The organism is Streptomyces paradoxus (assembly GCF_014202475.1).
Classification (GTDB): domain Bacteria; phylum Actinomycetota; class Actinomycetes; order Streptomycetales; family Streptomycetaceae; genus Streptomyces; species Streptomyces paradoxus.
The window spans coordinates 348,436-370,127 of the sequence record NZ_JACHGV010000002.1; the positions used below are offsets into that span (position 1 = coordinate 348,436).

Annotated in this window: 17 protein-coding genes and 1 pseudogene; 14 read left to right on the top strand and 4 right to left on the bottom strand. The window is 74.7% G+C overall.

What is annotated here, in order from left to right; all coding sequences use genetic code 11:
• Positions 1-56: 56 nt before the first annotated feature.
• Positions 57-935, bottom strand: a complete 879-nt coding sequence (locus tag HNR57_RS06545; protein WP_184557533.1) for an ATP-grasp domain-containing protein — start codon at positions 933-935, stop codon at positions 57-59.
• 162 nt (positions 936-1,097) lie between these two features.
• Here HNR57_RS06545 and HNR57_RS06550 point away from each other — a divergent pair.
• The 8 genes and pseudogenes from HNR57_RS06550 to HNR57_RS06585 all read left to right on the top strand — a co-directional run.
• Positions 1,098-1,325 (top strand): annotated as a pseudogene (locus tag HNR57_RS06550) (MerR family transcriptional regulator); the annotation flags it as partial.
• 170 nt (positions 1,326-1,495) lie between these two features.
• Positions 1,496-2,941 (top strand): acyl-CoA synthetase, encoded by a 1,446-nt coding sequence (locus HNR57_RS06555; protein ID WP_184557536.1) that lies wholly within the window; start codon positions 1,496-1,498, stop codon positions 2,939-2,941.
• Positions 2,934-4,283, top strand: a complete 1,350-nt coding sequence (locus tag HNR57_RS06560; protein ID WP_184557540.1) for a carboxyl transferase domain-containing protein — start codon at positions 2,934-2,936, stop codon at positions 4,281-4,283. Before HNR57_RS06555 ends, HNR57_RS06560 begins: the two co-directional genes overlap by 8 nt.
• A 70-nt stretch (positions 4,284-4,353) precedes the next feature.
• A complete protein-coding gene (locus HNR57_RS06565) occupies positions 4,354-4,710 on the top strand; it encodes a CU044_2847 family protein (RefSeq protein WP_184557543.1) in 357 nt (118 codons plus the stop codon).
• Positions 4,707-6,395 (top strand): VMAP-C domain-containing protein, encoded by a 1,689-nt coding sequence (locus HNR57_RS06570; protein WP_184557546.1) that lies wholly within the window; start codon positions 4,707-4,709, stop codon positions 6,393-6,395. The genes HNR57_RS06565 and HNR57_RS06570 overlap by 4 nt, the downstream gene beginning before the upstream one ends.
• A 63-nt stretch (positions 6,396-6,458) precedes the next feature.
• A complete protein-coding gene (locus HNR57_RS06575; protein ID WP_184557549.1) occupies positions 6,459-7,466 on the top strand; it encodes an AAA family ATPase in 1,008 nt (335 codons plus the stop codon).
• The gene (locus HNR57_RS06580; protein ID WP_184557552.1) at positions 7,456-11,730 is read left to right on the top strand and encodes an SAV_2336 N-terminal domain-related protein; all 4,275 of its coding nucleotides are present in this window, start codon (positions 7,456-7,458) and stop codon (positions 11,728-11,730) included. The genes HNR57_RS06575 and HNR57_RS06580 overlap by 11 nt, the downstream gene beginning before the upstream one ends.
• A 169-nt stretch (positions 11,731-11,899) precedes the next feature.
• Positions 11,900-12,937 carry a rod shape-determining protein gene (locus HNR57_RS06585; protein WP_184557556.1) on the top strand — a complete coding sequence of 346 codons (1,038 nt, stop codon included), beginning with the start codon at positions 11,900-11,902 and terminating at the stop codon, positions 12,935-12,937.
• 14 nt (positions 12,938-12,951) lie between these two features.
• Here HNR57_RS06585 and HNR57_RS06590 read toward each other — a convergent pair whose 3' ends face one another.
• Entirely contained in the window at positions 12,952-13,905 is a 954-nt protein-coding gene (locus tag HNR57_RS06590; protein WP_184557559.1) for an anti-sigma factor RsbA family regulatory protein, read from the bottom strand.
• On the bottom strand, positions 13,902-14,258 hold the full coding sequence (locus HNR57_RS06595; protein WP_221342156.1) for an STAS domain-containing protein: 357 nt from the start codon (positions 14,256-14,258) through the stop codon (positions 13,902-13,904). The genes HNR57_RS06590 and HNR57_RS06595 overlap by 4 nt, the downstream gene beginning before the upstream one ends.
• 186 nt (positions 14,259-14,444) lie before the next feature.
• Between HNR57_RS06595 and HNR57_RS06600 the strand changes: the two genes are divergently transcribed.
• From HNR57_RS06600 to uppS, 4 genes are all read left to right on the top strand, one after another.
• The gene (locus tag HNR57_RS06600) at positions 14,445-15,134 is read left to right on the top strand and encodes an ANTAR domain-containing response regulator (protein WP_184557561.1); all 690 of its coding nucleotides are present in this window, start codon (positions 14,445-14,447) and stop codon (positions 15,132-15,134) included.
• A gap of 210 nt (positions 15,135-15,344) precedes the next feature.
• Positions 15,345-15,587, top strand: coding sequence for a DUF6411 family protein (locus HNR57_RS06605; protein ID WP_031131162.1), 243 nt, complete (start codon positions 15,345-15,347; stop codon positions 15,585-15,587).
• 69 nt (positions 15,588-15,656) lie between these two features.
• The gene (locus HNR57_RS06610; RefSeq protein WP_184557564.1) at positions 15,657-16,622 is read left to right on the top strand and encodes a YihY/virulence factor BrkB family protein; all 966 of its coding nucleotides are present in this window, start codon (positions 15,657-15,659) and stop codon (positions 16,620-16,622) included.
• Positions 16,623-16,689: 67 nt separating this feature from the next.
• On the top strand, positions 16,690-18,552 hold the full coding sequence (gene uppS, locus HNR57_RS06615; RefSeq protein ID WP_313672954.1) for a polyprenyl diphosphate synthase: 1,863 nt from the start codon (positions 16,690-16,692) through the stop codon (positions 18,550-18,552).
• A gap of 194 nt (positions 18,553-18,746) precedes the next feature.
• Here uppS and HNR57_RS06620 read toward each other — a convergent pair whose 3' ends face one another.
• Positions 18,747-19,382, bottom strand: coding sequence for a TetR/AcrR family transcriptional regulator (locus HNR57_RS06620; protein ID WP_184557567.1), 636 nt, complete (start codon positions 19,380-19,382; stop codon positions 18,747-18,749).
• Positions 19,383-19,518: 136 nt separating this feature from the next.
• Between HNR57_RS06620 and HNR57_RS06625 the strand changes: the two genes are divergently transcribed.
• Together HNR57_RS06625 and HNR57_RS06630 are read left to right on the top strand one after the other, a co-directional pair.
• Positions 19,519-20,664 carry a VOC family protein gene (locus HNR57_RS06625; RefSeq protein WP_184557570.1) on the top strand — a complete coding sequence of 382 codons (1,146 nt, stop codon included), beginning with the start codon at positions 19,519-19,521 and terminating at the stop codon, positions 20,662-20,664.
• A gap of 31 nt (positions 20,665-20,695) precedes the next feature.
• Complete coding sequence (locus HNR57_RS06630) at positions 20,696-21,685, top strand: fumarylacetoacetate hydrolase family protein (RefSeq protein WP_184557573.1); 990 nt, start codon at positions 20,696-20,698, stop codon at positions 21,683-21,685.
• The last annotated feature ends 7 nt before the right edge of the window (positions 21,686-21,692 follow it).

Here is a 21,692-nt window from a genome sequence, read left to right on the forward strand (position 1 = left end):
GGTGGTACCACTACACCAAAAGCCTCACCCGGGGGCGTATGCCCCGCTTGTCGTGCTCAGCCGGCGGCGGCCAGCACCGCCTCCACCACTCTCGGCAGGCTGTCCGGATGCAGATGGAGGAACAGGTTCGGCTCGATCAGCTCCAGCTCCATCACGCACGGCTCGCCGTCCGGCCCGGTGACCAGGTCCACGCGCGCGTACAGCAGGTCCGCGCCCCCGGGTGCGGCGGCCAGCGCCCGTTCGGCGACGGCCAGTTCGGCGGCGGCCGGCTCCCAGGGGCGGAGGTCGGGGTGGGCGACCTTGTCGGCGTCGTACGGCGTGCCCGGCGCGAGGACGGCGCCCTTGACGCTCGCGTGCAGCAGGCGCCCGCCGAAGAACTGCAGGGCCCGCTCGCCGTGGGTGTCGATGCCGGTCAGGTAGGGCTGCACCATGACGGTGAACCCCTCGGCGTGCATGCGCTCGGCCTGCCGCACGGCGGCGTCCCGCTCCCCGGCCGGGTAGCGGGCGGCGTACCGGGCACCGGCCCCGGAGGCGGGCTTCACGACGTACTCGCCGTCGGCGGGCAGGGCGACGGGGTCGCCGGGCGCGAAGTACCGGGTGGGCACGACGGGCACTCCGGCCTCCGAGAGCCGCCCGAGGTAGCGCTTGTCGGCGTTCCACCGCACGACACCGGCCGGATTGGCGAGCCGGGTCGTCTTCGCGCACCGCTCGGCCCACGCCGCGAACTCCTCGGCGCGCCAGCTGTAGTCCCAGGTGGAGCGGATGAGGGCGAGGTCGAAGGCGGCCCAGTCCACGTCCGGGCCGTCCCAGGGAACGGCGACGGCGTCGGCCCCGGCGTCCCGCAGCGCCCGCACCAGCACGGGCAGGTCGCGGTCCTTGTGCTCCTCGCCGCGGGGGTCGTAGGTGACGACGGCGATGCGCGGGGTGCCGGCCACGGCGACTCCATCCTCGTACGGACGATCGATTGGATGTCCGTCGCAGGCTAACAATCCCGTCCGGAACCGCGACACCCTGTTTGACCTTCACCTTCGGTGAAGCCCCAGCATCGGTGGCGGAACGAGGACGAGCGCGAGGAGCGCGGGACCGCAGGGGGTCGCATGGCCATGCTGACGATCGGCGCGTTCGCGAGGGCGTGCCGGCTCTCGCCGAAGGCACTGCGCCTGTACGACGAGCTGGACCTGCTGCGGCCCGCCCGCGTGGACCCGGACACCGGATACCGCTACTACGCGGCCGGGCAGCTGGAGGGGGCCCGGCTGGTGGCGTGGCTGCGGCGGCTGGGCATGCCGCTGGCCGAGATCCGCCGGGTGTGTCTCCTGTCGACGTCAGCCCGTTCTCCTCCGACGGCGCACCGGACGTCGACCGCGAGCGTTTCTTCCGGCAGTTGATGGTGTACGGAGAGATCGTGGTCGCGGTCGTCCCCGGCTGGGGGCAGCCCACCCGCCGATCAGTGGAGCAGGCAGACAGCTGCCCGCAGACAGCTAAGGAGATGTGACGCGTGACCTCTCTCTTCCCGGCCCTGACCGGCGGCTCGGCCGACCGGCCCGCCCTGCGGTTCGGCGAGCGCTCACTGACGTACGGGGAACTCGCCGCCGCGGCCGGTGCGACGGCCGAACGCATCGGGGACGCCCGCCGGGTCGCCGTCTGGGCGACGCCCACGATGGAGACGGCCGTCGCCGTCGTCGCCGCGCTGCTGGCCGGAGTGCCCGCCGTGCCGCTCAACCCCAAGTCCGGCGAGAAGGAACTCGGGCACATCCTGGCCGACAGCGCCCCCGGCCTGGTGCTCACGGCGCCCGACGACCAACTCCCCGCGTCCGTAGGGGCCCTGACCCGTCTGGACGTCGACGTGCACGGCACCGGAACCGCCCCCGTGGAGCCCGCCGACGACAGCGCCCCGGCCCTGATCGTCTACACCTCCGGCACCACCGGCCCGCCCAAGGGCGCCGTCGTGCCCCGCCGGGCCATCGCGAGCACCCTGGACGCCCTGGCCGACGCCTGGCAGTGGACCGGCGACGACGTCCTCGTCCACGGACTGCCGTTGTTCCACGTGCACGGCCTGGTGCTGGGCATCCTCGGCCCGCTGCGGCGCGGCGGGTCGGTGCGGCACCTGGGCCGCTTCAGCACCCAGGGCGTCGCCCGCGAGCTGAACACCGGCGCGACCATGCTGTTCGGCGTGCCGACGATGTACCACCGGATCGCCGAGGCCGTGACGAGCGACCCGGAGCTGGTGAAGGCGCTGACCGGGGCGCGGCTGCTGGTCTCCGGCTCGGCGGCGCTGCCCGTGCACGACCACGGCCGGATCGCGACCGCGACCGGGCGGCGGGTGATCGAGCGGTACGGCATGACGGAGACGCTGATGAACACCAGCGTCCGCGCCGACGGCGAGGCCCGCCCGGGCACGGTCGGCGTGCCCCTGCCGGGCGTGGAGCTGCGGCTGGTCGAGGAGGACGGTTCGCAGGTCGCCGCGTACGACGGGGAGACGGTCGGCGAGATCCAGGTGCGCGGGCCGAACCTGTTCACCGAGTACCTCAACCGTCCCGACGCCACCGCCGCCGCCTTCACCGCCGACGGCTTCTTCCGCACCGGCGACATGGCGGTGCGCGACCCCGACGGCTACGTCCGGATCGTCGGCCGCAAGGCCACCGACCTGATCAAGAGCGGCGGTTACAAGATCGGGGCCGGTGAGATCGAGAACGCCCTCCTCGAACACCCCGGGGTGCGGGAGGCGGCCGTCACCGGGGAGCCGGACGCCGACCTGGGTGAGCGGATCGTGGCGTGGATCGTGCCGGCGGATCCCCAGGCGCCGCCCGGGCTGGAGGAGTTGGCCGGTCATGTGGCGCGGCGGCTCGCCCCGCACAAGCGGCCGCGGGTCGTGCACCACCTCGACGCGCTGCCCCGCAACGACATGGGGAAGATCATGAAGCGGGCGCTGACCCATGGCTGAGCGCTACTCCGCCCGCGAGGCCGTGAGCGCCCTCGCCGACGACGCGACCTTCGCCGAACTCCCCGTCCCCGCACGGCGACCGAAGCCCGACGGCCCGCTCGGCTGGCCGGGCTACGACGCCTCCCGCGCCCGGGCCGCCGAACGCACCGGCGAGCAGGAGTCCGTGGTGTGCGGCACCGCCCGCGTCGGCGGCACCCGGACGGTGCTGATCGCGTTCGAGTTCGGGTTCCTCGGCGGCTCCCTGGGCGAGGGCACCGGCGACCGGCTGGAGGCGGCGTACGCGTACGCCCGTGAACGCCGCCTCCCGGTCGTGCCGCTGGTGGCGACGGGCGGCAGCCGGATGCAGGAGGGCATGCGGGCGCTGACCCAACTCCAGCGCGTGGCACGTCAGTCGGCGCTCACCCGGGAGGCCGGTCTCGCGCAGGTCGCGGTCCTGCGCGACCCGACGACCGGGGGCGGCTGGGCCACCCTGGGCGCGGGCGCCGACGTGGTGCTCGCGCTCCCCGGCGCCCAGGTCGGCTTCGCCGGCTCCCGGGTACGGCCGGCCGACGCGGACCCGGCGGCGTACACCGCGGAGGCGCAGCTCGCGGCGGGCGCGGCCGACGCGGTCGTACGGCCGGAGGAGCTTCGGGAGACACTCGGGCGGTGGCTGCGGCTGCTGGCGTGCCCGTCCACCACGCCCGCGCCGCCGCCCGGAGCGCTCGGCGAGACCGCGGTCCTGCCCGTCACCGGCTGGGACGCCGTCCGCCGCGCCCGTTCCCCGCGACGGCCGCGCGCCACCGCCTACCTGGACGCGTACTTCACCGACCGGGTCGCGATCAGCGGCGACCGCTGCGGCGGCACCGACCCGGACGGCATGCTGTGCGGCTTCGGCACCCACGAGGGCCGGACCGTCGCCTACGCCGCGCAGACCGGGACCGCGACCCGCCCCGCCGGATACCGCACCGCCGCCCGGCTGATCCGCCTCGCGGACCGGCTCGGCATCCCGGTGCTGACCCTCGTGGACACCCCGGGGGCGGCCAACGACGCGGAGGCGGAGCGGCAGGGCGCGGGCGCGGCCATCGCCGACGTCTTCGCCGCGGTCGCGGGCGCCCGCACCCCCGTGACCACGCTGGTGATCGGCGAGGGCGGCTCCGGCGGCGCACTGGCCCTGACCGCGCCCGGCAACACCTGGGCCACGCCCGACAGTTACTTCTCGGTGATCGCCCCCGAACTCGCGGCGGCGATCCTCAAACGGCCCCCGCGCGAGGTGGAGGCGACGGCGGACCAACTCCGCATCCGGCCGCAGGACTTGGTGGAGCTGGGGGTGATCCGGGGCATCGTCGGTGGTGAGTTCGGCTGATGCCCCCTGCGTCATCGAGCACCTTCCGTCACAATGGTGCTGCCCAGCGCAATCGGACGACGGGGGTGTCGTGGACGGTTTGGTCGAGTTCAAGACCGATGACGGGGCCGTGGTCGCGGTCGAGGCGGTGGAGGGGGCGTCCGGCTCCCGCCTGGTCGCCCGCGGCGACGGCACGGTCCAGGCGGCGCGCACCTTCGAGGGCGCCCTGGACGGTGTTCGGGCGGCCGCCGAGTCCGCGCTGCGCGTCTTCCGGGACGGCTCGCTGAAGCCGGACGGTGTGGAGATCGAGTTCGGGGTGAAACTGGCCGCCGAGACGGGCGCGTTCATCGCCAAGGGCACCGCCGAGGGCCATCTGGTGGTCAGACTGACCTGGTCCCCGTCGGCCCCGGCGGCCCCGTCCGCGCCGGAGGCCGGCGCGGCCTCATGAACAGCGCCGAGTGGCACGCCCGGATCGAGTTACGGGGCCGGGTGGCCGGAGCGGGTTTCCTCATCAGCCCGCGCACGGTCCTGACGTGCGCTCATGTCGTGGGCGACGGCGAGGACCTGGCGGTGACCTTCACCGAGCGGCCCGGCACCCCGTCCGTGTCCGCCCGGGTCGTCGCGCACGGCGGCTGGGCCGGTGGCGTCACCGACCCCGGCGACCTGGCCGTGCTGGAGCTCGACGGGGAGGTGCCGGTCGCCCCGGCCGCGCTGGCCCCGGCCGACGCGACGCACGGCACGACGGACCGCAAGCTCGTCGTCTACGGCTTTCCGCGCGGCTTCGACGAGGGCACCCTCACCGAATGCCGGGTCACGGCACCGCAGTTGATCCGACGGGAGTGGCTCCAGCTGGAGGCCTGGCACCAGGGCGGCCAGCCCCTGGCCCCCGGCTTCAGCGGGGCCGCCGTCACCCTGGCCGACACCGGCGAGGTCGTCGGCATGGTCACGGCGGACGCCGGCAAGGGCGAGGTGCGCACCGGCCGGATGATGCCCACCCAGGTCATGGCCCGCTACTGGCCGGGCCTGCAGAGCCTGGTCCCCACCTCCGGCCACGCCACCGCCGACCGCGCCCGGCTGCGCGCCCTGGTCGAGAGGGCGGCCCGCGCGGGCGTCGACTGCGACCCGGTGCGGCTGTACACGGCGGCGGCCGACCCGTTCGACCCTCCGCCGCCCGAGGAGGGGTTCGACTCGCTGTGGTCGGCGGCCCTGTTCGTGCTGTGCGAACTCGACGGCCCGGGCGCCGCACGGACCGTCGCCCGGTTCGCCGACCGGCTCCAGGACCTGCTGCACACCCCGGCCGTGGAGCCGTCGGCCCCGGACTGGTCGCCGATCCTCGTCGAACTCGGGCACAGCGGAGCGGGCGACGGCCTGGTCCGGGTGGAGGTGTCCGCGTACAGCGAGGGACGGCGCCACCCGGTCGACTCCGGCACGGTCGAGCAGCACCGGCTGCACGCCTACGTCCAGGAGGGGATCGAGGCGGCCTTCCGGTATCTGACGCCCGGCGCGGACGAGCTGGTCGCGTTCGCGCTGCCCCGGGACTGGCTGGACTGGCCGGTCGACCGCTGGGAGAGCGCCCCGGACGACGACACGCCGCTCGGCTGCGTCTACCCGCTGGTCGTGACCGACCACGCCCGCCGCAAGGCCAGCACCCGGCACGTGCTGACCCGGACGTGGAAGCGCCTCGACTCCTGGCCGGGCGCCCGGATGCACCGGGTGGAGTGCGGCATGCCGGAGGAACCCGGGCGGCTGCGGTTGCGGCTGCGGCAGCACGACGCCTGCCTCGCCGGCTTCGGCACCGCCCCGGCCGCCGCCCGCACCCGGCCCCACTTCGACACCTCGCTCGCCGCGCCCGCCCCGGTGATCGTGTGGTCGCGGGGCGGCTGCGGCTCCGGGCAGGAGGAGTGCGCCGGGGCGGACGGCTGCACCGGCAAGGCATTCCTCGACGCGCTCGACGCCCACGTCATGGCCGTACCGCCCGCCGAACTCCCGCGCCAGGTCCTCGCCCTGCGCGAGGAGGCGCTCGCGGAGGAGGACCACTGGGCCCGCGGCATCCAGCTGCTCTGGGACGACCCGCGGGTCTTCACCGACCCGCACGCCGTCACCGCCGCGCACGCGAGGTCGCCGGTGGCCTGACCCGCCCGCAGCCACTCCCCCCAGAGACACCCGCACGAAAACGGAGAGCGGAGACCACTTTCCATGCCGCACTGGTCCGTCTACACCGGCCGGAACGAGCCGCACGACGGCATCGACGACCTGCCCGCCCCGCCGCCCTGGCGTGCCTTCGACGGCGGGCCCGCCCTGCCGCCGCCGCAGGACGGCGACGACGCGACGGCCGTCTCCCCCGACCGCGTGCACCGGGCGAAGTCGTACGTCGCCACCGAGGAGAGCGTCCGGCTCGTCAACGCCGCGCTCTGCCTGCGCCGCCCGCTGCTCGTCACCGGCCCGCCGGGCACCGGCAAGTCCTCCCTCGCCTACGCGGTGGCGCGCGAGCTGCGGCTCGGCCCGGTGCTGCGCTGGAACATCACCAGCCGCAGCTCGCTGGCCGACGGCCTCTACCAGTACGACCCGCTGTCCCGGCTGTACGCGGCCCGGCAGGCGCGGGAGGAACGGGGCGGTGTCGAGGACCACCTGCGTCTCGGCCCGCTCGGCACGGCCCTGCTCCCCTACGACCGGCCCCGCGCCCTGCTCGTCGACGAGATCGACAAGAGCGACCTCGACCTGCCGAACGACCTGCTGAACGTCCTGGAGGAGGGCCAGTACGAGATCCCGGAACTGGTGCGTGCCGCCCGGCACTCCGGCGCCGGCGCGGCCGAGGTGCTCGCCGACGGCACGGACACCCCGGTGGCCGTCCGCCGCGGCCGGGTCCGCTGCCGGGCGTTTCCGTTCGTCGTGCTGACCAGCAACGGGGAGCGCGAGTTCCCGCCCGCCTTCCTGCGCCGCTGCGTCCGGCTGAAGCTGCGCCGCCCCGGCCGGGACCAGCTCACCCACATCGTCCGGGCCCATCTGGACACGCCGGGCGGGGACGCGGACCGTCTGATCACCCGCTTTCTGGAGCGGGCCTCCGGCGGCGAACTGGCCACCGACCAGCTGCTGAACGCCCTCTACCTCACGGGAGTGGCCGGCCTGGACGCCGAGTCCCGCGACGACCTCGCCGAGCAGCTGATGCCGTACCTCAGCGCGACGGCCGACGGCGATGGCTTCTGAGGCCTCACCCGGGCCGTCCCCGGTCGCCCGGCTGCAGGCGGCCCTGTCGGCGGCGGGTGCCGCTCCGACGCCGCGCGAGATCGCCGAACTGCTGTGGCTGGCCGGGCAGCTGGAGCAGCCGTCCGGCGAACCCGGGAACGGCCGGCCGGCCGTTCCGGAGGCTCCCGTTCCCGAGGCGCCTGCTCCCGGCCCGGAGGAGCCGGCCCCCGCCGCCCCCGGACCACCGCGGTCCGCCGAGCCTCCCGCGGCGGCCACCCCCGGCCGCGTCCCGCTCCGCCTCCCCGCCCCGCGCTCCCCGGACCGCCCGGCCCACCACTCCGGCGGCGGGCCGCCCCTGCTCGCGCCCGCGCCCCCGATGCTGCCCCACCCCCTGGCGCTCCAGCGCGCCCTGCGTCCGCTCCAGCGCAAGGTGCCCTCGCCGCATCTGCGCCTGCTGGACGAACGGGCGACGGCCGACCGGATCGCGCGCCTCGGCGCCCACCCGGACGTGTGGTTCCCCGTGCTGCGGCCGGCGCCCGACCGCTGGCTGCGCCTGAACCTCGTGCACGACACCGGCCCGACCATGCCGGTCTGGCGCCCCCTGGTGAGCGAACTGCACACGGCGCTCGCCCAGTCGGGCATCTTCCGCACGGTCACCCTGCACCCGGCCACGCCCGACGGCCGGGCCCGCCAGGTCCCCGTCCTCGACGACGGCCGCACGGCCACCCTCGTCGTCAGCGACTGCATGGGACCGCAGTGGCGTCCGGGCGAGGCGGGCGAGCGCTGGTTCCGCACCCTGCGGCAGTGGGCCCACCACATGCCGCTCGCCGTGGTCCAGCCCCTCCCCGAACACCTCTGGCCCACCACGGCGTTGCCCGCCGAGCCGGGCCTGCTGACGTCCCCGTCCACCGCGGCCCCCTCGGCGGCCCTCGCGTTCACCCCGTACGACGCGACGGCAGCGCCCCCGGACCGGGCCCTGCCGCTGCCGGTCCTGGAACCGGGCGCCCCCTGGCTCGCCCACTGGGCGGCCCTGATCGCCGACCCGGGCGGCGCCCGGACCCCGGGCGCGGCGGCCTGGCTGCCGCCGGCACCGGCACCGCCCGCCGAGCCCACCCCCGACATCACCACCGCCTCCCCCGAGGACCTGGTCCTGCGCTTCCGCGCGACCGCGTCCCCGGAGGCCTTCCGCCTCGCCGGGCATCTCGCGCTGGCGGTCCCCTCGGTCCCGGTGATGCGCCTCGTCCAGCGCACCCTGGAGCGCGACCCGCGTCCCCAGCACCTGGCCGAGGTCATCCTCAGCGGCATGCTCACCTCCGCGCCCGGCCCGCCCGGCTCCTACGCGTTCCGGCCCGGCGTACGGGAGTTGCTGCTGCGTTCCCTGCCCCGCACGGCCCGCGGCCGGACCCGGGAGTTCCTCGAACGGGTCGGGGGGCTCATCGACGAGCGGGCCGGGCTCGCGGCCGGGGAGTTCCGGGCCGAGACGGACGGCGGGAAGGGCGGCTCCGGCCCGGCGTTCGCGACGGTCAGCGAGGAGACCGTGCGGCGGCTGGGCGGGGAGGTGCTGTTCGCGGGGCGCTACCGGCTGACCGGGCGGCGCGACTGGGAGGGGCACGTGTCCCGGGCCGTGGACGTCCGCACCGACCGGCAGGTGATCGTGCGCCGGTACCGTCCGCAGTCCGCCCCCCAGGAACGGTTCCTGAGCCAGGCGCGGGCGCTGTCCGGAGTGGACGATCCGCATGTGGTGAAGGTGCTCGACTTCGGGGTGGAGGACGACGCGCCCTACCTGGTGACGGAGTTCGTGGACGGCCTGACGGTCTCCGAAGTGCTCTCGGGCATCACCTTCCCGGCCTTCGCCCGCCTGGTGTGCCAGGGCATGGCAGGGCTGGAGGCCCTGCACGCGCGCGGTCTGGTGCGCGGGGAGCGCGGGCCGGCCGGCCTGCTGCTGCGCCCCGACGGCACGGTGCTGCTCAGCCGGATCGCCCTCGGCGAGGAGTCCCGGGACAAGGACCCCGAGGCGGACGTCGCGGAGTTCCGGTGGCTGCTCAAGCAGCTGAGCGCCGACGCGCAGGTGCCCGCCGAGCACCGGGAGCTGCTCGATCTGATCGACCGCCACGAACTCCCCGAAGCCGCAGCCTACGCCGCCCGTCTGCCCGCCGTGTGGCCACCGCCGCGCTCCTTCACCCTGCTGGGTCCCCTGCGCATCAGCGCCGGCGCGGAACCCGTGGAACCGCCCTCCCCGGAGGCCCAGGCGCTGCTGTGCATGCTGCTCCTGCGGCACGGCCGGCGCGTGCCCCACGCCGAACTGGCCCGCGGGCTGTGGGAGGACTCCCTGCCGGAGAGGGAGGCCGCCCGCCGTCTGGAGGCCCTGGCGGCGGAGGTCCGGCAGGTGCTGCCGGACGGCGGGCTCGTCGCCCTCTCCCACTCGTACGCCCTGCACGTGCCCGACGTGTACGTCGACGTGCTGCACTGCGAGCAGCTCCTCGCGGGTGACCCCGCCGACCCCCGGCGCGCCCTCGGCCTCTGGTACGGCGACCCCCTCGACGGCGTCCCGGGCCCGGCCGCCGCGGCCGCCCGGGAGCGTCTGCGCACCCTCAAGGAGGATCTGGAGTCCGGTGCGGAGGCCCCCGCCCCCACGATCCTCTTCGAGGCCGACGACCTCACCGGCCACCCCGAGGCCCGCATCACCCTCGAGTACGCGGTGCACGAGATGCTCACCCGCGGCGCGCTCGCCCCCCACCAGTTCGACGTGCGCGTCCGCGGCGGCGGCTACGACGTGCACACCCGGCCCGGTACCTACCTCCTCCCCGTCCTGGCCGCCGTCCTGCGCGGCCTGCCCGAGGTCCTCACCGGGCTCGCGGACCCGCCGCCCCTGACCGTCACGTTCTGGGACCGGCCCGGCCCGCCGCCCGAGCCGCCGCGCGTGCCCGCCGACCTCCAGGTGATCGTCTCCCCGGACCTCTACGAGCAGTTCGCCGCGAGCTCCGCCGCCCAGGGCCCCCAGCGCTTCCAGCCCCTCTTCCAGGACGGCGCCACGGACACCCCGCCCGTCGCCTGGTACTGCCCGCTGTCCCCCGCCACGGCCCCGGAGCCCGGGGCCCGCGACCTGGTGCAGGGCCCCTTCATCACCCGCGACCTGCGCCGGCTCGGCATACCGGCCCCGGGCCGCACGGCCGTCGTCCACACCCGGCCCGACGGCCCGCTGACCCTCCTCGACCCCGCCCGGCCGCACGGCGACCGGCGGCCGGGGCTCGTGACGTACTACGAGGTGGACCTCACCACGCACCAGTCCCACCACCGGGTCTCGCTGCCCAGTTCGGGCAAGGGCGCCTTCGCCGCCGCGGTCGAGCTGTCCTGGCATGTGGAGGACCCCGTCGCGTTCGTGCGGGCCGAGACCGGCCGGGTGTCCGAGGTGCTGCTCGACCACCTGCTGGAGGAGGCGGCCCGCATCACCCGGAGGCATCCGCTGCGCAGGGCGGGTGCCGCCCAGCGGGCGGTCAACACCGGGCTGCGCCACTGGCCGGTGCCCGGGCTGTCGGTGACGGCGTCGGTGCAACTGGACCGGGAGGGCGCGACCCTGCCCGAACCGCGGGGGGCCGCTGCCGCGCAGCTCCCGCTGCCGCGGCTCCTCGGCGAGACCGAGACGGTCCTGGTCGGTTTCGACGGCCCGATGGCCCGCCTGTTCTCGGCGAGCACCGCGCGCGAGGCCGTGCTCGGCCTGCTCGCCCTCGTCGACGAGCACCGCGGCCCGCGGCACGCCCTGCCCGGCGCGGTGCGGGAGACGTTCACCCATCCGCTGGACGTGCTCCGGGCCTTCGCGCGGGACCCGCTGGGGCCGCTGCTGCGGGAGCGTCTGGACGAGCTCGAACTCCGGGCGGTGCCGCACGCGCCGGCGACGCACAACTCCGCGCCGCTGGTCCGCACCCTGCACGCCTCCGGCCGCCGCGTCTGTGTGATCACGGACGTCTGCGCCGAGGCCGTACCCCGCTACCTGCGGCCCTACGGCGCCCTGCCCCTGGCCGGCGTCCACGGACGCGCGGAGGACCTGGCCCTGCTCACCCCGCACCCGGACTGCATGCTGCGCGCCCTCGAGGCCTGCGACGGGTCCGCGTCGACGGGCCTGGTGATCGGTTCCACGGTCCCCGAGCTGGCCGCCGCCCAGCGGGCCGGGCTGCGCTTCGTCGGCCTCGCCCGCAACGCCACCACCGACCGGCAGCTGCGCGAGGCCGGCTGCGAGACCACGGTGACGTCCCTCGCGACGCTGCTGGAGGCCGCGCGCTCCCTGTGACCGAACACCGAAACCCCCGTTCGGCGGCGCCCCGCCCGGCCCCCCACGAAAGGCGGCCCGGCCGCCTCCCGCGCAGGATGCGAAGGAGGCCCGCCACCCGGCGGACCCACGTCTGCGAGGCCCGCCACCTGGCGGCCCCCCACGGTCTGCGCTCTCGGGAGGACCTGCCATGACCGCCAGTCTGGAGCAGTTGCGCCGCTGCCACTTCGCCGTCGACCTGGGGGCGGCCCGCACACGCGTCTACGTCAAGGGCGCCGGGCTCGTCGTCGACCAGCCGTCCGCCGCCGCCGTGAACACCCGCACCGGCGCGCTGATCGCGGTCGGTGAGCTCGCCGAGAAGATGACGGGCCGCACCCCGCACTACATCAGGGTGGTCCGGCCGGTCTCCGGCGGCACCGTCGTCGACATCGAGATGGCGCAGCGCATGCTGCGGCACCTGCTCGGTGACAAGATGCGCCGCGCGCTGCGCCGCAAGGCGATCCTGCGCGCCGCGGCCTGCACCCCGCACGCCGCCGACCCGCTGGCCCAGCGCGCCGCGATCGAGACGCTGGTCGGTCTCGGGGCCCGCAAGGTGGAACTGGTCGACACGCTGATCGCCGCCGCCATCGGCTGCGGGCTGCCCGTGGAGCAGCCCGAGGCCACGATGATCATGGTGTGCGGGGCGGCCGCCACGCAGGTGGCCGTGCTGTCCCTCGGCTCGATCGTCACCGCCGAGCGCATCCCGGTCGGCGGCGAGGCCGTCGACCACGCGATCGTGCAGCACCTGCGCCACGAGCACGAGCTGATGCTGCCGAGCCAGTCGGTACGGCCCTTGCAGCTGGCCCTGTCGGGCAACGGCCTCACCGCGCAGGGCCCGGCCTCGACGGAGATCCATGGCCGGGACGTCGCCACGGGCCTGGCCCGCTCCGTCCAGGTCGACACCGCGGCCGTCCGGGACGCCATCCAGGCGCCGCTCACCGCGATCCTGGACGGCATCGGCAAGGTACTGCGGGGCTGCCCGCCCGACCTGGTCGCCGACCTGGCCGACCGGGGGATCATGATGGTCGGCGGCAGTGCCCTGCTGCCGGGCCTGGACCAGATGCTGCGGCAGGCGACGGGCATGCCGGTGCACATCGCCGAGCGTCCGGACGTGTGCGCCGTGCAGGGTCTCGGCGCGATGCTGGAGGGCAGGATCACGCCGCTGGCGCTGGACCCGCTGGGCACCTGAGCGTCAGAGGCAGGTCAGCGGGCGAACCAGCAGCGCACGGTCGTCCCGCTGTCGCCCCGGTGCAGCCGCACCAGGTCGGCGATCAGGTTGACCAGCAGGATCCCGCGCCCGCCGCGCTGGTCGCGGGGCACGGGCCGGCGTCCGGCCAGGACGTCCGCGAGGTGCCCGTCGTCGCGGACCTCGCACACCACGTACCCGTCCTCTGCCCAGACGCGCAGCACGCCCGAACCGCCGCCGTGCACCACGCTGTTGGTGGTGAGCTCGGCCGTGGCGAGGGCCAGGTCGTCCAGCTTCACACCGACGAGGCCGAGCCGCGCGCCCTCCCCGACGGCCACGTGCCGGGCGTGGGGCAGGGAGTCGGAGTCGAAGGCGAAAGTCAGCGCCTCCTGCACGGGCGGCAGCGGCTCGTTGTAGCGGGTGACGACGTCCTCGGGGGCGTACGTGTCGCTCTCGCGCTCCGCCCGGGAGCCGGGGTGGATGACGGTGGGGTGGGTGGCGTGGGCGTCGGCGACGACGTGCTCGGGCAGCCGCGCGACGTCGTACGGGCACAGGATCGTCACCATGCGGCCCCGGAAGGCGGCGTTGATGAGCGCCTCGTGCTGGGCGCAGGCCGCGTACTCGGTGTCGGAGCGGCCGGCCCAGATGGGCTCGCCGATGATGCGCACCCGGCGGCCGGCCGGCTGGACGTCGGCGAAGGCGCGCAGCACGCCGGGGATGATCCGCCCCGGGTTGCGTCCGGCCTCGCGCATGTCCAGGAGCCGCACGGCGGTGGCGTCATCGCCCAGCGCGTCCCGGATCAGGGCGAGGTTCTTGCCGGGGACGGCGACGGCCACCGGTTCTCCGGCCTCCAGCCCCTCGCGTACGAAGGGCAGGGTGCCGTCGAGGTAGTCCTGTTCGTCCCGGTAGAAGAGCGCGGGGTGGACGAAGGGGTCGAGGGGCCCGAAGGGCTCGGTGACCGTGCTGGTCATGATGTGGACACCTCGATTCCCTTCTGGCCGGGCCACAGCAGGTCCAGCGTGCGCCGCAGGGCGGGCGGGGGCCGGCGCACCACGAACCGCCGGCCGTCGCGGAGCTGTCCGGCGGCGGCCGCGAGCGCACCGGCGCCCGCGACGTCGACGAACGTCACGCCGGACAGTTCGAGGTAGTACACGTCGTCATCCTCGCGGACAGCCTGTTCCAGTACGCCTTCCCAGATCGCACGTGTCGTCAGGCCGACCTCACCCGCCGCCCGGACGCCCTGCCGCCCGGCCAGCGGGAACACCGCCAGGCCGGGCACGGGGTCGCGAGGGCCGTTCGCCGACAGCTGCTGCCGAGTGTTCAATCCCCTCTCCCCACGCTTCTGGGCTTCAGCGCTCTTACCCGTAAGACAAAGGCTCATTCCCCCCGGAACGTGTGTAGTACGCCGTACGGCGGGCAGGCGCACGTCACACCGACGTCCACGGGGGCGAGTGACGTCGTGCAGTCCGGCGAGACGAACACGACCGACGAGGACCGACAAGGCGGTGACATGACCTCAGCGGCATCACCACATCTCTCAGGAAGGCTGGACACCCTGGTCATCCCCGGCCGCGTCGGCGCGGACCGCGCCGAGTTCACCCCCCGTGGCGAGCTCGTCCACGGCTGCGCGGACATCCTGGCGAGGACGCTGGCCTGCCTGCCGGCCACCGTCACCCGGGTCGACCTGGACATGGCGGGTGTGCACTTCATGGACACGGCCGGTCTGCAGTTCCTGGACGTGCTGGCCGACCACGGCCGCCGGCGGTCGCTGACGGTGACGGCGACGAACTGGAACGGCCAGCCGCGCCGGATCCTGGAGCTGGCGGGCCTGGACACGACCGATCCGCTGGCCGGCCTGGACGCCACGGGCCCGGTCTCAGCGACGGCGCCGGCCTCCTCGGCGGTCGCGCTGGAACGCGCGGAGTGCCTGCACGTCCTGCAGGAGGAGGTCGAGCAGCTCCGCCAGGCCATCGCCTCCCGCCCCGTCATCGATCAGGCCCGGGGCATCCTCATGGCCACCCACGGCTGCACCTCCGACGAGGCGTGGCACATCCTGCGGGAGGCGTCCCAGCTGTCGAACACCAAGCTGCGGGACGTCGCGGCGGCGGTGGTGGCGAGCGCGGAAGCGGACGGGCCGCCGCCGTCGGCCGAGCTGCGCACGGCGCTGCAGCGGGCCGTCGCGAGGCGCCGCCGGGGCTGAGGGACGGGAGGGCCGGGATACCGCGCGCCGGGCTGGTGCTTCCCGTCCCGGCGGGGTACCCGGCAGCAGCGCGAGGAGGTTCACGATGAGCGGCCACGCCCCGTCCCAGGCCGAAGGCGACGGCGACCGGACGGAGGTCACAGAGAGAGGCCACATGGAGACGAGATGACGGGGAACCCGTAACTCCCCCACTACACAAGGGAGTTGTCCGTGATCGTCGCCGTCGTCATTGCCGGATGCGTCCTCCTGGCCGTGCTCGCCTTCCTCGTCCCCCGCCTCTCGCGCCACCCCGAGCGCGGCACCCAGCGTTCGCTCGGCGCCGGCGCCCGGGCCGGCGGCAAGGCGCCCGGAGTCCTGGGCAGGCTCTTCAGCAAGCCCTTCCACTCCAGTTCCCGCGCGGTGAGCCGCAGCGGCTCGGCCGGCCGCCGCACCCGCGGCCGCATGCCCTTCTGACCCACCGCGCGGCCGCGCCGCCCGGCATGCTGGTCCGGTACGCAGGGCAGGCAGAAGGAGAGCTTCTCGATGGGCACCGCAGTGCACGTCCCGCAGACGCGGGACATGATCGGGGAGGAACTCTCCGGGGACGAGGCGTTCACCGCGCTGCGGCGCTACGGCGGCCGCCGGCTGCTCGTCGACGCGTTCACCCGGTTCCGCTACGCCGACGGGTTCAGCAACTCCCGCTCCCTCGCCTTCCAGGTCGTCCTGGGCATGGTGCCGTTCACCATCGCCCTGGTCGGCGTGGCCACCACCGTGCACACGGAGAGCGTGGGGCGGATCATCGAACTCACCCTCGGCCGGATCGTGCCCGGAGCCAGCGCGGACCTGGTCGAGGACGCCCTGGACGGCACCGCTCGCAGCGCCGGTTCGGGCGTCTGGGGCGCCGTCGCCATGTGGCTGGGCCTGGCCTTCGCCGTACTCAACCTGGCCTCGGCGATGGCCCAGGTCGAGCGCGGCGCCAACCGCATCTACGGCATCGAGCGCGACCGGCCTTTCCTGGCCAAGTACGGCCGTTCCCTGCTCCTCGCCGTGGCCGCGGGCATGCCGATGGTCCTGGGGTTCCTCGTGCTGGTGGCCGGTGACGCCGTGGGCAGCGCGGTGGTGCAGGCCCTCGGCTGGTCGCGCACGTGGCTCGACTGGTGGGGTGCCCTGGACGTGCCGCTGGGCGTGCTGCTCGCCTGGGTCGCCTCGTCGGCGATCTTCCGCTGGGCGCCCCGCCGGGACCAACCGGGCTACACCTGGCTGGCGTTCGGCTCCGCCGTCCATCTGGTGCTGTGGATCACGGCCACCTGGCTGCTGGCGCTCTACGTCGCCAAGAGCGGCTCCTTCGGCGCCGTCTACGGCCCGCTGACGGCGTTCGTCGCCCTGCTGCTGTGGGCCAACCTGACCGGCGTGGCCCTGTTCCTCGGCATCGCCTTCGCCGCTCAGCTCGAAGCGGCCCGGGCCGGCATCACCGAAGCCGTGCACCCCGACCCGGGGCCGGGCCCGTGACGTACTCCCCTGACGCGCACCCGGCCCCTGTGATCACCGCGCTGAACCAGGACGTATCGTCCTCGGTGTGACCGACGTGCCCCCCGCGACCACCGCACCGGCAGACCGAGAAGCGGCCCACGCGCCCCCCGGACCGGCCGGAGGCCCGGTGACCGGCGACGACCCGGCCCTGCGGGCGGCCTACCGACTGTGCCGGCGCCGGACGAAGGGCCAGGACCCGGCGGAGTACGCACTGATCCAGCTGGTGCCCGCGGCCCTGCGCCCGGCACTCCACGCCCTGTGGGCCGCCGCCAACGCCCTCGACGACCTCGGCGACGACCGCACCGCGCCCGCGGCCGAGCGGGCCGCCCGGGTCGAGGCCTGGATCACGGCCCTGCACCGCGAACTGCCCACCGGCTCCAGCCCGGACCCGGTCCGCCACGCCCTGGTGGACACCGCGAACCGCTGGCGCCTGGACCTGACCGAGCTGCGGGACGCCATGGCCCAGGTCCAGGACGACACCCGCGGCAGGCACTTCGCCGACTGGGCGGAGTGGCGCGCCTGGGGCCGGGACAACCTCCTGCCGTGGTTCGGCCAGGTCCGCACGGTCTTCGACCGGGCCGGCGTCCCCGTGGCGCTGCGCCTGGACACCCGGGAGGCCTACGAGGAGTTCCTCGACGGCGTCCGGCTCACCGACATCCTCACCGACCTGTCCGCCGACCTCGCCCAGGGCGACCTCCTGCTGCCCGCCGAGGCCCTCGACCTGCACTCCGGGGCGGCCGCCGACCTGGCGCGGCGCCGCTGGAGCCCCGCCGTCGGAGCCCTGGTCACGCACCTGACCGGCCTGGCCCGCCAGTGGGTCGCCCAGGAGGCACTCACCCGCGGGATGCACCCGGGCCCCGCGACGGTCCTGGACACGATGGCCGCCCTGCTGCACGCACAGCTGGACGCCGTCGACGCGGCCGGCCCTGCGCTCCTGCGCTCCCCGCCCCGGCCCGCGCTGCGCACCCGGGCCCGCATCCTCGCCCCCGCCCGGGCCCGCGCGGCCCTGGCCTGGCGCCTGACCCCGCTGACGGTGCCGCCGCCGCAGCACCCCGGCGCCCACCGGCCACCGGCACCCGCCCCGCCGGCACCCGCCGATACCTTCCTGCGGCCGCCGCCCCACCCCAGCGGTGAGCGGCCCCCCGGGATCCCGCCCGGCGATCTGCCCGCCCACGTCGCCGTGATCATGGACGGCAACGGCCGCTGGGCCCGGCAGCGCGGCCTGCCCCGGCACGAAGGTCACCGCGCCGGCGCCGACGCCGTCCGCGAAGTGGTCCACGGCGCCCTGGACATCGGCCTGCGCCACCTGACGCTCTACACCTTCTCCACCGAGAACTGGAACCGCGACCCGGAGGAGGTCGACGCGATCCTCGGCCTGCTGCGCCGCGAACTGGCCGAGAACCCCTTCCGCGACCTGGACGTCCGGCTGCGCTGGCACGGCCGCGCCGGCCGCCTGCCGCCCGACCTGGTCGACGTCCTCCATCTGCGCGAGCGCACCACCCGCGCCCGCACCGGCCTGACCGTGACGATGTGCATCGACTACGGCGGCCGGGACGAGCTCACCCGCACGGCCGCCGCCCTGGCGGGCCGGGCCCGGGCCGGCCGCCTGGAGCCCGGCCTGATCACCGAGGGCGACTTCGCACGGCACCTGCCCCTGGCGGACCTGCCGGACGTGGACCTGCTCTGGCGCACCGGCGGCGAGCAGCGCGTCTCCAACTTCCTGCCCTGGCACACGGCCTACGCCGAACTGCACTTCACCCCCGGCCTCTGGCCCGACACGGACCGCCGCGACCTCTGGCAGGCGATCACCGCGTACACCGGACGCCAACGCCACCACGGCGCTACCCCGGCGGACGGACCGTCAGCAGTCCCCTGCCCGACGGCTCCTGCCGGGGGGCCGGGCGGGTGAACCGGGTGAACCGCGACGGCCGGCCGAGCAACACCGGCATCGAAGGCGTCGCCCCGGTTCCTCTGCCATCCGCCCGTGGCAGGCAGTGACCCGTCCCGCAGCACGCGTCGGCTGGGCTCCAGCAGTTCCGCACCGGCTTCGCTCAGTACGACGCCGGAAAGATCACGTACCGGGGGCGGTGCAGAGGGTGGCGCTCAGGTGGGGTCGGGGAGGGGGCGCCGGGCGACCTCGTGGGCGTCGTCCGGTGGCACGCCCAGCATGCGCAGGACCATCTCGGCCAGGTTCAGCGCGGCCTCGTCGCCGTCCAGGTCGGGGCGGGCGAACCTCAGCTCCACCAGGGACAGCAGGGTGCCGCCCAGTGCGGACAGGGCGACCGCCGGGGCGACGGCGGTGAAGCGGCCGGAGGCCATGCCGACCTCAAGGTCGCGAAGTGCCCGCCAGGCCAGGCCGTTGCCCGAGTGGATGTGACCAAGGCCCCGACGGCGCAGGACCTGCATCAGCTCGGGGTGGGAGTCGGCCATGCGGGCACTGAGCCGGAAGCCGGCCGCGACGAGCTCCGCCGGGTCGTCGATCCCGGCCAGGCGCTCGTCGAAGCTCTGGCCGTACTCCTCCAGGGCGTCCACCACCGCCGCCTCGAACAGCTCCGTCTTCGACTCGAAGTGGTTGTAGAAGGAGCCGAAGCCGACGTCCGCGCGCTCCGCGATCGCCTGGATGCTCGCGCTGGTGTCCCCTGCCTCGGCGAGTATCTGCCTCGCGGCGCGAATGAGCGCGCGACGGGTCTCGGCGCGGCGCCGCTCGAACCGGTTGCTGGGCGGGGCTGACGTAGACATGCGCACAGTCTAACCACCGGGGCGATGACAACAGCAGCTCTGATGAATCCATCATTTCTTTGTCGCGAACGCATTGACGACAGGACTGTCAGAGTTGATGATTCCCTCAGTAGTGCGTTGCCGCTCGGAGGGCACCATGTCTGAAACCCCCGTCCACGGGCCCGATGTCAAGACGGCCCACCAAGACCTGCACAGCGAACAGGGCGCCCTGCACGGGGAGCATCCCGGCCGCTCCCGCAACCCCGTGATCAAGGTGGCGGACCTGGCCTGGCTGGAGTTCGAGAAGCCGGACCTGGAGCGGGCCGAGGTCTTCGCCCGTGACTTCGGCTTCCAGGTCGCCGCGCGCACGGAGAGCGCGTTGTGGCTGCGGGGCAGCTTCGCCGGCACCCCGTGCATGGTGATCCGGCGCGGTCGTACGTCCCGTTTCATCGGCCCGGCGTTCCGCGCGGCGGAGCGGGCCGATCTGGACCGGCTGGCGCGCGCCATCGGCTCCGACGTGCGGGACGCGGACGTACCGGGCGGCGGCAAGGCGGTCGGCCTGCTCGATCCCTCGGGCTTCCCGGTGCGGGTGGTGCACTGCGGCGAGCAGCTGCGGGCGCTGCCCGAACAACGCCCGCTGCTCCTCAACTTCGGCACCGCTCACCGCCGCACGAACGCCACGCAGCGCCCGCCGCGCGAGCCGTCCCGCATCCAGCGACTGGGCCATGTCGTCCTGGAGACCCGTGTGTTCAGCCGGGCCCTGGACTGGTACCTGGACACGCTGGGGATGATCGTGTCCGACTTCCAGTTCCTGGACGGGCAGCGCGAGCGCGGCCCGGTCATGGCGTTCATCCGCTGCGACCTGGGCGGTGTGCCGGTCGATCATCACACGCTGGCCATGCACCTGGGGCCGGGCACCGGCTATGTCCACTCCGCCTACCAGGTCACCGACCTGGACTCGATCGCCGCCGGCGGCGAGTACCTCAAGGAGCGCGGCTACCAGCGCAGCTGGGGCATCGGCCGGCACATCCAGGGCAGCCAGCTGTTCGACTACTGGCGCGATCCCGACCGCTTCATGCTGGAGCACTTCGCCGACGGCGACCTGTTCTCCCGCGACGTCGAGCCCGGCTGGGCGCCCCTGTCGACCAGCGGCCTCGCCCAGTGGGGACCGCAGGCCACCCGCGACTTCCTCGGTGCCGGCCCCTCCCCGCAGCGGATCCGCGACGTCATCCGGGCCCTGCGTGGCGACAACGAGATGGACCCGGCGCGCCTGCTGGGCCTGCTCAAGGCCGCCAAGTCCTGACCTCCCCCAGCCCCCTCACGAAGGTACCGACATGAGCACCAATGTCCTGCGCACCGCCGACGGCTGGTGGGTGGTCATCCCCCAAGCCCTCGACTCCGCCCGAGCAGGGGGGACCCCCATCGACCGGGCCGTCCCCGTCGACACCAAGGCCGTCACCACCGCCGAGCTGATCGCCGACCGTGACGCCGTACGGGAGGCGGCGCTCTCGGCCGACGCGGGCACGCCCGTCGCCGACCTGGTGGCCCTCTCGCCGGTCACCACTCCTTGCCGGGTGGTCGCCCAGATGGTCAACTACCGCAGCCACGCCCGCGATTCTGGCTTCACCGGCGACATCCCGCCCACCTTCTTCCGCAAGGCGTCCGGCTCGGTCAGCGGCCCCGGCGACGCCGTCGTGCGGCCCTCCCACGTGAAGTTCCTCGACTACGAGATCGAACTCGGGCTCGTCATGGGCGCGACCCTGCCCGTCGGCACCGTGGTCGAGGAGCGGGACCTGCCCTCGTACGTCGCCGGGCTGGTGATCACCAACGACGTCAGCGCCCGCGATGTCCAGCTGACCAGGACGCAGTTCTACGAGAGCAAGTCGTACCCCACCTTCACACCGACCGGCCCGTACCTGGCGCTGCTGGAGCCGGAGGACTTCGCCCGTCTCCTCGATCTGCGCCTGAAGTTGTCCGTCAACGGCGACCTGCGCCAGGACCGCACCCTCGCCGACATGATCGTCCGCCCGGCGCAGGCCCTGACCCTGCTGGCCCGCTTCCAGAGGCTCGACCCCGGCGACCTGCTGCTGACCGGCACCCCCGGCGGCACGGCCCTGAAGGCCCCGCCGAAGCCGGTCGAGAAGATCGGCGCGCTGCTGCCGCCCGCGGTGAAGTGGAAGGCGTTTTTCAAGTCCCAGGCGAAGAACCCGCGTTATCTGCACGCGGGTGACGTGATGACAGCGACGATCGCGACCCCGGACGGCCGGATCGACCTCGGCGAGCAGCGAACCCCCGTCACGGACACGCATGAGACCCCGAAATGAGCCGCAC